We start from the raw sequence: 14,728 nt of genomic DNA, 5'->3' as shown, positions 1-14,728 counted from the left end.
AATAACATTTTGAAATCAAATTTTCTCAAGCATATACAGTAAGTTACAGAGATACTATTCACCCTGCTAACTTTTTACACGGTTTCGGCCACACCCAAAATCTGTGGATAACTCTGTTTACAAGAGTATTTCGGAAGTAATAGAAAACGTCCCCAACGAATCTTATCGCTGTGGATATTTTTGATATCAAGAAGAATTTGGAGCGGGAAACGAGACTCGAACTCGCGACCCCGACCTTGGCAAGGTCGTGCTCTACCAACTGAGCTATTCCCGCTTGGGTGTTCTGAAGCTGTGCGTATCTTGCGATACTTTCAAATTTTGGAGCGGGAAACGAGACTCGAACTCGCGACCCCGACCTTGGCAAGGTCGTGCTCTACCAACTGAGCTATTCCCGCTTGGGTGTTCTGGTGCTGGCGTATCTTGCGATACTTTTCAAATTTTGGAGCGGGAAACGAGACTCGAACTCGCGACCCCGACCTTGGCAAGGTCGTGCTCTACCAACTGAGCTATTCCCGCAAATTTGTACTGCTTTTGTTGCTGTCGTAACGCGTATTTCTCTGTCGTTACGGGAGGCGCATTATACGAGAAATCCTTTTAGCTGCAACCCCCCTCAACGCGATTTTTTCGAAAATCAGTTCAAGTGCTTATTTAATCGGCAAGCTGAACAATTTAACGACAAAAACCCGGCCACGCAAGGCGCCAGGTCTCAAATTCACAGCTTAATAAAGTTTTCGCGATAGTACGCCAGCTCCGCGACGGACTCACGGATATCGTCCATCGCCTGATGCGTACCCTGCTTTTTAAAGCCATCGAGGATTTCGGGTTTCCAGCGGCGCGCCAGCTCTTTAAGGGTGCTCACGTCCAGATAACGGTAGTGGAAGTAAGATTCCAGCTCCGGCATGTACTTAAACAGGAAACGACGATCCTGGCCAATGCTATTACCGCAGATAGGGGATTTGCCCGCCGGGACCCACTGTTTCAGAAACTCAAGCGTCGCCAGCTCCGCCTCGCGGTCGCCCATCGTGCTCGCTTTCACCCGTTCAACCAGCCCGCTGCCGGTGTGGGTACGCACGTTCCACTCATCCATCAACGCCAGCTGATCGTCGGACTGGTGCACCGCAATGGTTGGCCCTTCCGCCAGAATATTCAGGTTTGCATCGGTGACCAGCGTGGCAATCTCAATAATGCGATCGCGCTCGGGATCCAGCCCGGTCATTTCAAGATCGATCCAAATCAGGTTGTTTTCATCCGCGCTCATGTTATTTTCCACCCTTCTCGCATAACCGGCTGTAGCAGGTTAACTAGTATTAATTAGAGTGTATCATAGAGGTTTTGCCCCTTACGGGCGACCAGGAGCCAGCGCGATTGAGTAAAAATAAACTCTCCAAAGGGCAGCAGCGCCGCGTGAATGCCAATCACCAGCGCCGCCTTAAAACCACTTCGGAGAAGGTCGATTACGACGACAACCTGTTTGGTGAACCGACGGAAGGCGTCGTCATCAGCCGTTTCGGTATGCATGCCGACGTGGAATCCGCCGACGGTGAGATCCACCGTTGCAACATTCGACGGACTATTCGTTCGCTGGTTACCGGCGATCGCGTTGTCTGGCGTCCAGGTAAAGAGGCGGCGGAAGGCGTAACGGTCAAAGGTATCGTTGAAGCGGTTCACGAGCGCACGTCGATACTTACCCGTCCCGATTTCTACGACGGGGTAAAACCCATTGCCGCCAATATCAACCAGATCGTCATCGTCTCGGCGATTTTGCCCGAACTGTCGCTCAATATTATCGACCGCTACCTTGTTGCCTGCGAAACGTTACAGGTTGAGCCAATCATTGTTCTGAACAAGATCGATCTGCTGGATGATGAAGATATGGACTTCGTGAATGAGCAGATGGATATCTACCGCAAGATCGGTTATCGCGTACTGATGGTCTCCAGCTACACCAAAGATGGCCTGAAACCCTTAGAAGAAGCGCTGACCGGGCGCATCAGTATCTTTGCGGGTCAGTCCGGCGTGGGGAAATCCAGCCTGCTGAATAATCTTCTCGGTCTCCAGCAAGAAATTCTGACTAACGATGTCTCTGATGTCTCGGGCTTGGGCCAGCACACCACCACCGCTTCTCGTCTCTACCACTTCCCGCATGGCGGCGATGTGATTGACTCTCCGGGCGTGCGCGAATTCGGTTTGTGGCACCTTGAGCCGGAACAAATCTTCAACGGATTTGTCGAATTCCATGATTATTTAGGGGCTTGCAAATACCGGGACTGTAAACATGATAACGATCCGGGCTGTGCCATCCGCGAAGCGGTCGAGAAAGGTGAGATTGCGGAGACCCGCTTTGATAACTACCACCGCATCCTTGAGAGCATGGATCAGGTAAAAACGCGTAAAAACTTTTCTGATTCTGATAACTGACAACTAAGCTAAGCATCGCTAAAATCGTCCCCTTTTTTCAGGTTCCGGCTGATTACAGCCGGATCAGGAACGACAAAAAATGGCCTGGAGGCTACCTTGTTAAACGCATTTAAACTTTCGCTTCAATACATTCTGCCAAAACTGTGGCTCACTCGCCTGGCGGGCTGGGGCGCGAGCAAACGAGCGGGCTGGCTGACCAAACTGGTCATCGACCTTTTCGTAAAATATTACAAGGTCGACATGAAAGAGGCGCAGAAGCCAGATACCGCCAGCTATCGCACCTTCAACGAATTCTTCGTGCGCCCACTGCGCGACGAAGTCCGCCCGGTTGATACCGATCCTAACGTGCTGGTCATGCCTGCGGATGGCGTGATTAGCCAGTTGGGTAACATCGAAGACGACAAAATCCTGCAGGCAAAAGGCCACAACTACAGCCTGGAAGCGCTGCTGGCGGGTAACTACCTGATGGCGGATCTGTTCCGCAACGGTACCTTCGCCACCACCTATCTCTCTCCGCGTGACTATCACCGCGTGCACATGCCGTGCAACGGGATCCTGCGTGAAATGATCTACGTGCCGGGCGATCTGTTCTCCGTGAACCACCTGACCGCGCAAAACGTTCCCAACCTGTTCGCGCGTAACGAACGCGTCATCTGCCTGTTTGATACTGAGTTTGGCCCAATGGCGCAGATTCTGGTGGGTGCAACGATTGTCGGCAGCATCGAAACGGTCTGGGCTGGAACCATCACCCCGCCACGTGAAGGCGTGATCAAACGCTGGACCTGGCCTGCCGGTGAAGAAGAAGGCGCGGTCGCTCTGCTGAAAGGCCAGGAGATGGGTCGCTTCAAGCTGGGTTCCACGGTTATCAACCTCTTTGCCCCTGGCAAAGTGAAGCTGGCTGAACAGCTCCAGAGCCTGTCAGTCACCAAACTCGGCCAGCCGCTGGCGGTCTCGACTGAACCTTTCGTGACGCCGGACGCAGAGCCTGCACCGCTCCCGGAAGAAGAGATCAAGGCCGAACTTGACGCCAGCCCGCTGGTTGACGACAAAAAAGACGAAGGCTAACAACAGAAGGAACGCTGACGTGCGCCCGATTATCGTACTACTGATGGCCTGGTGCCTCAGCATGGGGGCGTACGCAGCGACAGCCCCCGACGCAAAACAGATAACCCAGGAACTGGAGCAGGCGAAAGCGGCAAAACCCGCTCAGCCAGAGACCGTGGAGTCGCTCCAGTCTGCACTGAATGCGCTTGAGGAGCGGAAAGGCTCCCTTGAGCGCGCTCAGCAATATCAGCAGGTTATCGACAACTTCCCCAAACTCTCGCAAACGCTACGCAATCAGTTGAGCAATCTGCGCGATGAACCGCGCGATGTGCCTGCTGGCATGACCTCTGACGCGTTGAATCAGGAGATCCTGCAGGTTAGCAGTCAGCTTCTGGAAAAGAGTCGTCTGGCACAGCAGGAGCAGGAACGCGCACGTGAAATCGCCGACTCGCTGAGCCAGCTTCCGCAACAGCAAACCGATGCCCGCCGTCAGCTCAACGAGGTTGAGCGCCGCATCGGTACCCAAACGGGTAACACGCCGCAAAACCAGGCGCAAAATCTGTCTCTTCAGGCTGAATCAGCCAGACTTAAAGCACTGGTCGATGAACTGGAGCTGGCGCAGCTCTCGGCAAACAACCGCCAGGAGCTGTCGCGGATGCGCTCCGAGCTGGCGCAAAAGCAGAGCGAACAGCTCGATGCTTACCTGCAGGCTTTACGTAATCAACTTAACAGCCAGCGCCAGCGTGAAGCCGAGCGCGCGCTGGAAAGCACCGAGCTGCTGGCAGAAAACAGCGATAACCTGCCAGCGGGCATCGTTGACCAGTTTAAGGTTAACCGTGAACTCTCTGCTGCACTGAATCAGCAGGCGCAGCGTATGGATCTGGTGGCGTCCCAGCAACGTCAGGCCACCAATCAAACCCTTCAGGTTCGCCAGGCGCTCAACACCCTGCGTGAACAGTCTCAGTGGCTGGGCTCGTCCAACCTGCTGGGAGAGGCATTACGCGCCCAGGTTTCACGCCTGCCGGAGATGCCAAAACCGCAGCAGCTGGATACCGAGATGGCGCAACTGCGTGTTCAACGCCTGCACTATGAAGACCTTCTCAATAAACAGCCGCAAATCCGCCAGATCCGTCAGGCCGATGGGCAGCCTCTCACCAGCGAGCAAAACCGTATTCTGGAAGCCCAGTTGCGGACCCAGCGCGAGCTGCTGAACTCCCTGTTACAGGGCGGGGATACGCTGATTCTGGAGCTGACCAAGCTGAAGGTCTCCAACAGTCAGCTGGAAGATGCGCTGAAAGAGGTGAACGAGGCAACGCACCGTTATCTCTTCTGGACCTCTGACGTGCGCCCAATGACCTTCTCATGGCCAATCGAGATCGTTCAGGATCTGCGCCGTTTGATCTCGCTGGATACCTTTAGCCAGCTTGGAAAAGCCAGCGTGATGATGCTCACCAGCAAAGAGACCATTTTTCCTCTTCTGGGCGCGTTGATTCTGGTGGGCTTTAGCATTTACTCACGCAGACACTTCACCCGCTTCCTGGAACGCTCCAGCGCCCGGGTGGGTAAGGTTACGCAGGATCACTTCTGGCTGACGCTGCGTACCGTGTTCTGGTCAATACTTGTCGCCTCGCCGCTGCCGGTCCTGTGGATGACGCTCGGTTATGGCCTGCGGGAGGCCTGGCCCTACCCGCTCGCGGTCGCCATTGGCGATGGCGTGACCGCTACCGTCCCCCTGCTGTGGGTAGTGATGATTTGCGCCACGTTTGCGCGACCGAATGGTCTGTTCATTGCTCACTTTGGCTGGCCGCGTAACCGCGTGGCGCGCGCCATGCGTTACTACCTGATGAGCATCGGGCTGATTGTGCCGCTGATTATGGCGCTGATCATGTTTGATAATCTCAATGACCGGGAGTTTTCGGGCTCGCTGGGCCGTCTCTGCTTTATGTTGATATGCGGTGCGCTGGCCATCGTCACGCTCAGCCTGAAACGGGCTGGTATACCGCTCTATCTGGATAAAACCGGCAGCGGCGACAACATGTTCAACCGCATGCTCTGGAACCTACTGCTGTGCGCCCCCCTGGTTGCCATGCTGGCAGCGGCGGTGGGTTACCTGGCGACCTCGCAGGCACTGCTGGCGCGACTGGAAACCTCCGTTGCCATCTGGTTCCTGCTGCTGGTGATCTATCACGTCATCCGCCGGGGGATGTTGATCCAGCGACGCCGTCTGGCGTTTGACCGCGCCAAGCACCGTCGGGCAGAGATCCTCGCCCAGCGTGCGCGAGGCGAGGATGAGCCAAACCACGTCAACAGCACCGAAGGCACGATAGATGCGGACGAGGTTGAGCTGGATCTCGACGCAATCAGCACCCAGTCTCTGCGTCTGGTACGATCCATCCTGATGCTGATTGCGCTGCTGTCGGTGATCTTCCTGTGGTCAGAAATCCACTCCGCGTTTGGTTTCCTGGAGAACATCTCGCTGTGGGATGTGACGTCCACGGTGCAGGGTGTGGAGAGCCTGGAGCCCATAACCTTAGGTGCGGTGCTGATTGCCATTCTGGTGTTGATCATCACCACGCAGCTGGTGCGTAATTTCCCGGCACTGCTGGAGCTGGCGCTGTTGCAGCACCTGGATTTAACTCCTGGTACGGGCTATGCCATTACCACCATCACCAAATACCTGATTCTGCTCTTTGGCGGGATGGTTGGATTCTCCATGATTGGTATTGAGTGGTCTAAATTGCAGTGGCTGGTTGCCGCGCTGACGTTTGGTCTGGGCTTTGGCATGCAGGAGATTTTCGCTAACTTTGTGTCCGGCCTGATTATCCTGTTTGAAAAACCGATTCGTATTGGCGATACGGTGACGATCCGCGATCTGACAGGCAGCATCACCAAAATCAACACCCGCGCCACCACGATCAGCGACTGGGATCGCAAAGAGATCATCGTGCCCAACAAGGCGTTTATCACCGAGCAGTTTATCAACTGGTCGCTGTCAGACTCCGTCACGCGTGTGGTGCTGACGGTACCGGCGCCCTCGGATGCCAACAGTGAAGAGGTCACACAGATCCTCTACACCGCCGCCGAACGCTGCACGCTGGTCCTTGATAACCCGGCGCCGGAAGTGTTCCTGGTCGATCTCCAGCAGGGTATCCAGATTTTCGAATTGCGTATTTACGCCGCCGAAATGGGGCACCGTATGCCGCTGCGCCATGAGATCCACCAGCTGATTCTGGCTGGCTTCCGTGAGCACGGTATTGATATGCCGTTCCCACCGTTCCAGATGCGTCTGGAAAGCCTGGACGGACTTAAGACAGGAAAAACATTAACCTCTGCGGCGCGTAAACGCCCGGCGGGGAGTTTGTAAGCCAGCCAGTACCCCCTCTCCCGTGGGAGAGGGGGTACTGCCGTCAGGCTCGATCGACGGTAAAAGCAATCACATCGCCCAGCTGTTCTGCGCCCAGCGCCAGCATCACCAGACGATCCACACCCAACGCCACGCCAGAACAATCCGGCAGACCCGCTTTCAGGGCCTCCAGCAGGTTAGTATCAATAGGCTGCTGCGGCAGACCGCGCGCGGCGCGCTTGCGGTTATCCTGCTCAAAACGCTGCTGCTGTTCGCGGGCGTCGGTCAGTTCGTGGAAACCATTCGCCAGCTCAATGCCCTTGTAATAGACCTCAAAACGCTCCGCCACGCGGTGATCTTCAGTGCTGATCTGCGCCAGAGAAGCCTGGCTTGCCGGGAAGTGGTAGACGAAAGTCGGACGATCTTTGCCAATCTGCGGTTCAACCCCAAAGGTGAAGAGCAGTTGCAGCAGCGTGTCGCGATCTTCTTCAGTATCCGCCACGTTGCTCAGATCCAGTTTTGCCGCGACTTCGCGCAGCTGGGTTTTATCCGCTGACAGTGGATCAATTTCCAGATAACGCTGGAAAGCCTGCTGATAAGAGAGCGTTTCCGCTTCTGAGCAGTCGAGAACCTGCTGCAGCAGATCGTCTACCTCGTTCATCAGGCGGTACATATCGTAATGCGGACGGTACCACTCCAGCATGGTGAATTCCGGATTATGGTGACGCCCCATCTCTTCATTACGGAAGCTGCGGCACAACTGATACACCGGGCCACACCCTGCCGCCAGCAGGCGTTTCATGTGGTATTCCGGGCTGGTCATCAGCCAGAGGTTCATGCCCTGTGAATGGCCGGGGCCAACAAAACGGGTTTCAAACGGCACCAGATGAATATCCGTTACCGTAGCCTGACTCATGCACGGCGTTTCCACCTCAAGGACTCCGCGGTCGGCAAAGAAGCGGCGGATCTCCGCCATAATTGCAGCGCGTTTCAGCAGATTGGGGATGGATGCGCTCGGCTGCCAGGTGGCCGTTTCGCTCATGGGTAATTCTCCGATTTCAGACAAGGGCACGAAGTCTACTCGTTAGCACGGACAGAGACAAATTTTGCGCAATAAAAATCGCATTTCATTTAGGGCAACTATCACGTGACGGAATTCATCATTCACGATGATAAATCACCGCACAGAACAGCAAAAAAATCGAACACGTCAAATTTCCCTGCCGTTCGCGCGGTTATACTTCTTTACCCATAAAGGAGCAGTGGAAACGCTTTCGCAATCGTCCTTGCGGACAGGTGGGCTACCTTTAGTTTATCGCGTTGCGAAATAACAAAAATCTGGAGGAATGTCGTGCAAACTTTTCAAGCCGATCTTGCCGTAATAGGCGCTGGCGGAGCGGGATTACGTGCTGCGATTGCTGCAGCACAGGCTAATCCCAACGCTAAAATCGCACTGATTTCAAAAGTCTATCCGATGCGCAGCCACACGGTTGCCGCAGAAGGAGGATCCGCCGCCGTTGCGCAGGATCATGACAGCTTCGAATACCATTTCCACGACACGGTTGCAGGGGGCGACTGGCTTTGCGAACAGGATGTCGTTGACTACTTTGTACATCACTGTCCAACGGAGATGACCCAGCTTGAACAGTGGGGCTGCCCGTGGAGCCGCCGTCCGGACGGCAGCGTCAACGTTCGTCGCTTCGGCGGAATGAAAATTGAACGCACCTGGTTTGCCGCTGATAAGACCGGCTTCCATATGCTGCACACCCTGTTCCAGACCTCCCTTCAGTTCCCACAAATCCAGCGTTTTGACGAACATTTTGTCCTCGATATTCTGGTCGATGACGGTCACGCGCGCGGTCTGGTGGCGATGAACATGATGGAAGGCACGCTCGTGCAGATCCGAGCTAACGCGGTAGTGATGGCAACGGGCGGCGCGGGCCGGGTTTACCGCTACAACACCAACGGCGGCATCGTCACCGGTGACGGTATGGGCATGGCGCTCAGCCACGGCGTACCGCTGCGCGATATGGAATTTGTCCAGTATCACCCTACCGGCCTGCCGGGTTCCGGCATTCTGATGACGGAAGGTTGCCGCGGCGAAGGCGGTATTCTGGTCAACAAGAATGGGTACCGTTATCTGCAGGATTACGGCATGGGCCCGGAAACGCCGCTCGGTGAGCCGAAAAACAAATACATGGAGCTCGGCCCGCGCGACAAAGTGTCTCAGGCCTTCTGGCATGAGTGGCGCAAAGGCAACACGATCTCCACGCCGCGTGGCGATGTGGTCTACCTCGATCTGCGTCACCTCGGCGAGAAGAAACTGCTGGAACGTCTGCCGTTCATCTGCGAGCTGGCAAAAGCCTACGTGGGTGTCGACCCGGTGAAAGAGCCGATTCCGGTACGCCCAACAGCGCACTACACCATGGGTGGGATTGAAACCGACCAGCAGTGTGAAACGCGCATCAAAGGGTTGTTCGCCGTCGGCGAATGCTCCTCTGTCGGCCTGCACGGTGCCAACCGTCTCGGGTCAAACTCGCTGGCGGAGCTGGTTGTCTTTGGCCGCATGGCGGGCGAACGCGCAATGGAGCGTGCCGCAACGGCGGGCGAAGCCAACGGCGCAGCACTGGACGCGCAGGTCGCTGACGTTGAGAAACGGCTGAAGGATCTGGTCAACCAGGAAGGCAACGAAAACTGGTCGAAAATCCGCGACGAAATGGGCATGTCGATGGAAGAGGGCTGCGGTATCTACCGTACACCAGAGCTGATGCAGAAAACTGTCGATAAGCTGGCGGAACTGCAGGAGCGTTTCAAACGCGTGCGCATCACCGACACCTCCAGCGTGTTCAACACCGACCTGCTTTATACCATCGAGCTCGGTCACGGCCTGAACGTCGCGGAATGTATGGCGCACTCTGCGCTGGCACGCAAAGAGTCACGCGGGGCACATCAGCGTCTTGATGAGGGCTGCACCGAGCGTGACGACGTCAATTTCCTGAAACACACCCTCGCCTGGCGCGACGCGGATGGCACCACTCGTCTGGACTACAGCGACGTGAAGATCACAACGCTGCCACCGGCTAAACGCGTTTACGGCGCAGAAGCAGAAGCCGCCGAGAAGAAGGAGAAGGCGAATGGCTGAGATGCAAACACTGAAAGTTGAAGTGGTGCGCTACAACCCGGAAGTGGACACCGCGCCACACAGCGCTTTCTATGAAGTGCCCTATGACGAGCAAACCTCTCTGCTGGATGCGCTCGGCTATATCAAGGATAACCTGGCACCGGACCTGAGCTACCGCTGGTCCTGCCGCATGGCCATCTGCGGCTCCTGCGGCATGATGGTGAACAAAGTACCGAAACTGGCCTGTAAAACCTTCCTGCGTGATTACACCAAAGGCATCAAGGTTGAAGCGCTGGGCAACTTCCCGATTGAGCGCGATCTGGTGGTCGATATGACCCACTTTATCGAAAGCCTGGAAGCCATTAAGCCGTACATCATTGGCAACCCGCGCACGCCGGATCAGGGACCGAATACCCAGACACCCGCCCAGATGGCGAAATACCATCAGTTCTCCGGGTGCATCAACTGCGGTCTTTGCTACGCCGCGTGTCCACAGTTTGGCCTGAACCCTGAGTTCATCGGCCCGGCGGCGATCACGCTGGCGCACCGCTACAACGAGGATAGCCGCGACCACGGTAAAAAAGAACGTATGCCGCAGCTTAACAGCCAGAACGGCGTCTGGAGCTGTACTTTTGTGGGCTACTGCTCCGAAGTCTGTCCGAAGCACGTCGACCCGGCCGCCGCTATTCAGCAGGGTAAAGTGGAAAGCTCGAAAGACTTTCTTATCGCCACCCTGAAACCACGCTAAGGAGTGCATGATGACGACTAAACGCAAAGCCTACGTGCGGCCGATGCCGTCCACCTGGTGGAAGAAACTGCCGTTTTATCGCTTCTATATGCTGCGTGAAGGCACTGCGGTGCCTGCGGTCTGGTTCAGCCTTGAACTGATGTATGGCGTCTTTGCCCTCAAACATGGTCCTGAAACCTGGGCCAGTTTTGTCGGGTTCCTGCAAAACCCGATCATCGTGATCCTGAACCTGATTGTGCTCGCAGCCGCCCTGCTTCATACCAAAACCTGGTTTGAACTGGCGCCAAAAGCGGCGAATATTATCGTAAAAGGCGAGAAAATGGGGCCAGAGCCGGTCATTAAAGGGCTTTGGGCAGTGACGGCAGTGGTCTCTGTGGTCATTCTGTTTGTCGCACTGTTCTGGTAAGGAGACTATTGTGATCAATCCAAATCCAAAACGTTCAGACGAGCCGGTCTTCTGGGGCCTCTTTGGCGCAGGCGGCATGTGGAGTGCCATCATTGCGCCTGTCATTATCCTGCTGGTCGGCATTATGCTGCCGCTGGGGCTGTTCCCCGGTGATGCGCTGAGCTATGAGCGCGTCCTGGCATTTGCAGGTAGTTTTATTGGCCGGGTATTCATCTTCCTGATGATTGTCCTGCCGCTGTGGTGCGGCCTGCACCGTATCCATCATGCGATGCATGATCTGAAGATCCACGTACCGAGCGGTAAATGGGTATTCTATGGTCTGGCAACCATCCTGACCGTGGTAACACTGATTGCCGTAGTCACTATCTGACACACCTGGCCCGCCCTCCGGCGGGCCTGTTATTTCTGCATCTTCCCCACCAGCCACTGAGCAAATTCACACATTGCCGGGGTTTGGGCGCGTGACTGCAGCCGCGTTAGCCAGTAACTGCCAAGATCAATCTGCGTCGTAAACGGCTGCACAATGCGCTCGCTGTTCAGCAGATGGGTAAACATATCGACAGGGGCGATAGCAATGCCAGTGCCTGCCTGTGCGGCCTCCAGCATAGTGACCGACGAATCAAACACCATCACCCGATGCGTGGGTGAAGGCGGGTTTTCTCCGGCGGCCTGCATCCAGGCTGTCCACTCATCGCGCCGGTAAGAGCGCAGCAGGGTAAACTTCAGGATATCGGCAGGGGTGTGCAGCGCGGCTGCAATGTCCGGCGTGCAAAGTGGTGCCAGCGGCGCTGAACAGAGGAACGTCGCCTCCGTGCCGTGCCACGCTCCCCCACCGTAGCGAATGGTGTAATCAAGCCCCTCAGCTGCCGGATCGACGCGATTGTTGTGCGTGGAAAGCTGAAGATCGATATGCGGATAACTGCGACGGAAATCATCCAGCTGTGAAAATAACACCCCAGTGGCAAAGGTCCCCACCACGCCAATTTTCAGCTTCTCCTGCGCCCGATGGTTAGCAAAGCGATCCAGCATGCCTGCGATACGATCGAAGGAGTCATTCAGCACCGGCAGCAGATTCTCGCCTTCGGTGGTTAACATCAAACCGCGCGAAACGCGGACAAACAGCTGGCAGTTAAGGTGTTGCTCCAGCGCCTTCACGTGCTGGCTAATCGCGGAATGGGTCACATTCAGCTCAATCGCGGCATGAGTAAAACTGAGGTGCCTGGCGGCGGCTTCGAACGCCCGAAGCGAATTAAGAGGGAGATAGCTGCGTGTCATGGTTCCTTCCGTTAGAAAAATTAACAGCTAATGCTAAATTTAACCGTTTGTCAGCCTCAGTCAAATCACCCAGACTACGAACGTCTGACGGGCCCGGACATCCCCTTGATTCGCTATTACGGAAGATAACTGATGATGAAAAAATCCCTAAGCTGCGCCCTGCTGCTCAGCGTTGCCTGCTCTGCTTTTGCCGCACCGATGTCAGAAAAACAGCTGGCTGACGTCGTGGAACGTACCGTTACGCCCTTGATGAAGGCGCAGGCCATACCCGGAATGGCCGTGGCCGTCATTTATCAGGGCCAGCCACACTATTTTACTTTCGGTAAAGCAGACGTCGCGGCGAATAAGCCCGTCACGCCGCAAACCTTATTTGAGCTGGGCTCCGTCAGCAAAACCTTCACCGGCGTGCTGGGTGGCGATGCCATTGCCCGCAAAGAGATTTCGCTGGCCGACCCGGTCACGAAATATTGGCCTGAATTGACGGGCAAGCAGTGGCAAGGCATTCGCCTGCTCGACCTGGCAACCTATACCGCAGGCGGATTGCCGTTGCAGGTACCGGATGATGTCACCGATAACGCCTCTCTGCTGCGTTTCTACCAGTCCTGGCAGCCAAAGTGGGCCCCGGGTACCACGCGTCTGTACGCCAACACCAGCATCGGCCTGTTTGGCTCACTGGCCGTTAAACCGTCCGGCATGCGCTTCGAGCAGGCCATGGCGGAGCGGGTCTTTAAGCCCCTGAAACTCAACCATACGTGGATAAACGTTCCACACGCTGAAGAGCCCAACTACGCATGGGGTTATCGTGAGGGAAAAGCGGTCCACGTTTCGCCTGGTATGCTGGATGCAGAAGCCTATGGTGTGAAATCTAACGTCAAAGATATGGCGAGCTGGGTGATGGCCAATATGGCACCTGAGACACTCCCGCAGTCCACTCTGCAGCAGGGTATTGCGCTGGCGCAGTCTCGCTACTGGCGCGTGGGTGCCATGTATCAAGGGTTAGGCTGGGAGATGCTCAACTGGCCGGTCGACGCCAAAACCGTGGTGGATGGCAGCGATAATAAGGTTGCACTGGCGCCGTTGCCGGTCGCAGAAGTGAATCCTCCGGCTCCGCCAGTAAAAGCCTCCTGGGTGCATAAAACGGGCTCTACGGGTGGGTTTGGCAGCTACGTGGCGTTTATTCCTGAAAAGCAGATCGGTATTGTGATGCTCGCAAATAAAAGTTATCCGAACCCGGTACGGGTGGAAACGGCTTACCGTATTCTCGAGACGCTACAGTAAACCATTGCCGGGTGGCGGCTTCGCTTACCCGGCGAAACACTCCTCACAATCTTCCGCAATTTCCCTGCTGTCATCTACACTTAACAAAAAACAGTAAGGAAACTCCTATGCGCATTCTGCCTGTTATCGCCGCGGTGACAGCCGCGTTTTTAGTGGTTGCCTGCAGTTCCCCTACCCCTCCCTCCGGCGTCACTGTTGTAAGTAATTTCGACGCTCAACGTTTCCTCGGAACCTGGTATGAAATCGCCCGGCTCGACCATCGGTTTGAGCGGGGGTTAGAGAAAGTCACAGCACATTACAGTTCGATGGACGACGGGGGTATTCAGGTAATCAACCGTGGATACAATCCGGATCGGCAGATGTGGCAACAGTCGACGGGAAAAGCGTACTTTACCGGCGACCCGCGCCGGGCCGCGCTAAAAGTCTCGTTCTTTGGCCCGTTCTATGGCGGGTACAATGTCATCGCCCTCGACAGAGAATACCGTCATGCGCTGGTCTGCGGGCCGGATCGCGACTATTTATGGATACTCTCCCGCACGCCGACCATTTCGTCAGAGATGAAACAGCAGATGCTGGACGTTGCGACCCGGCAAGGGTTTGATGTGTCAAAACTCATCTGGGTAGAACAACCGCATTAGTGGGCGCTGAGTTTCAGCCCAATAATACCGCACACAATCAACGCGAGGCTGGCGATACGCGCCAGACTCGCCGACTCTCCCAGCAGCAAAATCCCGGTAATCGCCGCGCCCACTGCACCAATGCCCGTCCAGACAGCATAGGCCGTCCCCACCGGCAAAGAGCGCATCGCCCAGGAGAGCAGCACAATACTCACAATCATGGCGGTAACGGTAATCACGCTGGGTGTCAGGCGGGTAAATCCGTGGGTGTACTTCAGACCAATTGCCCAAACCACTTCGAGCAGACCGGCGATAACAAGAATAATCCAGGACATTTCAGGCTCCTTAACTTAACTGCAAGTTGGGGCCGTCCCCTGTGAACGAAACGCTTACGGGTCGTCCCGTAAGGCATAGATTAGGTCACTTATTTTGGTTAACGAACGATTTTTTTTCAATCCCTTTGTGCTGAACCTGTTAA

The 14,728-nt window shown here is 55.7% G+C and carries 13 protein-coding genes and 3 tRNA genes; 9 read left to right on the top strand and 7 right to left on the bottom strand.

What is annotated here, in order from left to right; genetic code table 11:
• Positions 1–198: 198 nt before the first annotated feature.
• The 4 genes from ACOTZF_RS21000 to orn all read right to left on the bottom strand — a co-directional run bounded on the left by ACOTZF_RS21000 (position 199) and on the right by orn (position 1,258).
• A tRNA-Gly gene (locus tag ACOTZF_RS21000) sits at positions 199–274 on the bottom strand.
• A 45-nt stretch (positions 275–319) separates the two neighbouring features.
• Positions 320–395 (bottom strand) — tRNA-Gly (locus ACOTZF_RS20995).
• A gap of 45 nt (positions 396–440) precedes the next feature.
• Positions 441–516 (bottom strand) — tRNA-Gly (locus ACOTZF_RS20990).
• Between the two features lie 196 nt (positions 517–712).
• Complete coding sequence (orn, locus tag ACOTZF_RS20985) at positions 713–1,258, bottom strand: oligoribonuclease (RefSeq protein ID WP_013095280.1); 546 nt, start codon at positions 1,256–1,258, stop codon at positions 713–715.
• A gap of 107 nt (positions 1,259–1,365) precedes the next feature.
• On the opposite strand from orn, the gene rsgA reads away from it, so the two are divergent.
• From rsgA to mscM, 3 genes are all read left to right on the top strand, one after another.
• Entirely contained in the window at positions 1,366–2,418 is a 1,053-nt protein-coding gene (gene rsgA / locus ACOTZF_RS20980) for a small ribosomal subunit biogenesis GTPase RsgA (protein ID WP_348563246.1), read from the top strand.
• Positions 2,419–2,514: 96 nt separating this feature from the next.
• Positions 2,515–3,483, top strand: coding sequence for an archaetidylserine decarboxylase (asd, locus tag ACOTZF_RS20975; RefSeq protein ID WP_013095278.1), 969 nt, complete (start codon positions 2,515–2,517; stop codon positions 3,481–3,483).
• 19 nt (positions 3,484–3,502) lie between these two features.
• On the top strand, positions 3,503–6,826 hold the full coding sequence (gene mscM, locus ACOTZF_RS20970; RefSeq protein WP_029883866.1) for a miniconductance mechanosensitive channel MscM: 3,324 nt from the start codon (positions 3,503–3,505) through the stop codon (positions 6,824–6,826).
• A 43-nt stretch (positions 6,827–6,869) separates the two neighbouring features.
• Here the strand turns inward: mscM and epmA are convergent, their stop codons facing one another.
• Entirely contained in the window at positions 6,870–7,847 is a 978-nt protein-coding gene (epmA, locus tag ACOTZF_RS20965; RefSeq protein WP_014830371.1) for an elongation factor P--(R)-beta-lysine ligase, read from the bottom strand.
• 309 nt (positions 7,848–8,156) lie between these two features.
• Here epmA and frdA point away from each other — a divergent pair, with 309 nt between their 5' ends.
• From frdA to frdD, 4 genes are read left to right on the top strand one after another with little or no spacing between them, the layout of a single operon-like run.
• On the top strand, positions 8,157–9,947 hold the full coding sequence (frdA, locus tag ACOTZF_RS20960; protein ID WP_013095275.1) for a fumarate reductase (quinol) flavoprotein subunit: 1,791 nt from the start codon (positions 8,157–8,159) through the stop codon (positions 9,945–9,947).
• On the top strand, positions 9,940–10,674 hold the full coding sequence (gene frdB / locus ACOTZF_RS20955) for a fumarate reductase iron-sulfur protein (RefSeq protein ID WP_013095274.1): 735 nt from the start codon (positions 9,940–9,942) through the stop codon (positions 10,672–10,674). The genes frdA and frdB overlap by 8 nt, the downstream gene beginning before the upstream one ends.
• Positions 10,675–10,684: 10 nt before the next feature.
• The gene (frdC, locus tag ACOTZF_RS20950) at positions 10,685–11,080 is read left to right on the top strand and encodes a fumarate reductase subunit FrdC (protein WP_013095273.1); all 396 of its coding nucleotides are present in this window, start codon (positions 10,685–10,687) and stop codon (positions 11,078–11,080) included.
• A 10-nt stretch (positions 11,081–11,090) separates the two neighbouring features.
• Positions 11,091–11,450 carry a fumarate reductase subunit FrdD gene (gene frdD, locus ACOTZF_RS20945; RefSeq protein ID WP_013095272.1) on the top strand — a complete coding sequence of 120 codons (360 nt, stop codon included), beginning with the start codon at positions 11,091–11,093 and terminating at the stop codon, positions 11,448–11,450.
• A gap of 29 nt (positions 11,451–11,479) precedes the next feature.
• Here frdD and ampR read toward each other — a convergent pair whose 3' ends face one another.
• A complete protein-coding gene (ampR, locus tag ACOTZF_RS20940) occupies positions 11,480–12,355 on the bottom strand; it encodes a LysR family transcriptional regulator AmpR (protein WP_038984048.1) in 876 nt (291 codons plus the stop codon).
• Between the two features lie 132 nt (positions 12,356–12,487).
• On the opposite strand from ampR, the gene ACOTZF_RS20935 reads away from it, so the two are divergent.
• Positions 12,488–13,633, top strand: coding sequence for a class C beta-lactamase CMH-3 (locus ACOTZF_RS20935; protein WP_045295573.1), 1,146 nt, complete (start codon positions 12,488–12,490; stop codon positions 13,631–13,633).
• A 107-nt stretch (positions 13,634–13,740) separates the two neighbouring features.
• A complete protein-coding gene (locus ACOTZF_RS20930) occupies positions 13,741–14,271 on the top strand; it encodes a lipocalin family protein (RefSeq protein WP_013095269.1) in 531 nt (176 codons plus the stop codon).
• Here ACOTZF_RS20930 and sugE read toward each other — a convergent pair.
• Positions 14,268–14,585: a quaternary ammonium compound efflux SMR transporter SugE gene (sugE, locus tag ACOTZF_RS20925; RefSeq protein WP_013095268.1), complete on the bottom strand. Its 318-nt coding sequence runs from the start codon at positions 14,583–14,585 to the stop codon at positions 14,268–14,270. The two genes, ACOTZF_RS20930 and sugE, sit on opposite strands and share 4 nt — an antisense overlap.
• Positions 14,586–14,728: the final 143 nt, after the last annotated feature.

The organism is Enterobacter cloacae complex sp. SHL021 (assembly GCF_049237765.1).
Lineage (GTDB): Bacteria > Pseudomonadota > Gammaproteobacteria > Enterobacterales > Enterobacteriaceae > Enterobacter > Enterobacter cloacae.
The sequence above is the reverse complement of the archived record's forward strand: the minus strand, read 5'-3'. Positions and strand labels throughout refer to the sequence as shown.

Bases quoted from the DNA above. Each gene is read 5' to 3' on its own strand.
- orn (WP_013095280.1), bottom strand. From the start codon at position 1,258: ATGAGCGCGGATGAAAACAACCTGATTTGGATCGATCTTGAAATGACC.
- ACOTZF_RS20930 (WP_013095269.1), top strand. From the start codon at position 13,741: ATGCGCATTCTGCCTGTTATCGCCGCGGTGACAGCCGCGTTTTTAGTG.
- ACOTZF_RS20935 (WP_045295573.1), top strand. From the start codon at position 12,488: ATGATGAAAAAATCCCTAAGCTGCGCCCTGCTGCTCAGCGTTGCCTGC.
- epmA (WP_014830371.1), bottom strand. From the start codon at position 7,847: ATGAGCGAAACGGCCACCTGGCAGCCGAGCGCATCCATCCCCAATCTG.
- frdB (WP_013095274.1), top strand. From the start codon at position 9,940: ATGGCTGAGATGCAAACACTGAAAGTTGAAGTGGTGCGCTACAACCCG.
- frdC (WP_013095273.1), top strand. From the start codon at position 10,685: ATGACGACTAAACGCAAAGCCTACGTGCGGCCGATGCCGTCCACCTGG.
- ampR (WP_038984048.1), bottom strand. From the start codon at position 12,355: ATGACACGCAGCTATCTCCCTCTTAATTCGCTTCGGGCGTTCGAAGCC.
- sugE (WP_013095268.1), bottom strand. From the start codon at position 14,585: ATGTCCTGGATTATTCTTGTTATCGCCGGTCTGCTCGAAGTGGTTTGG.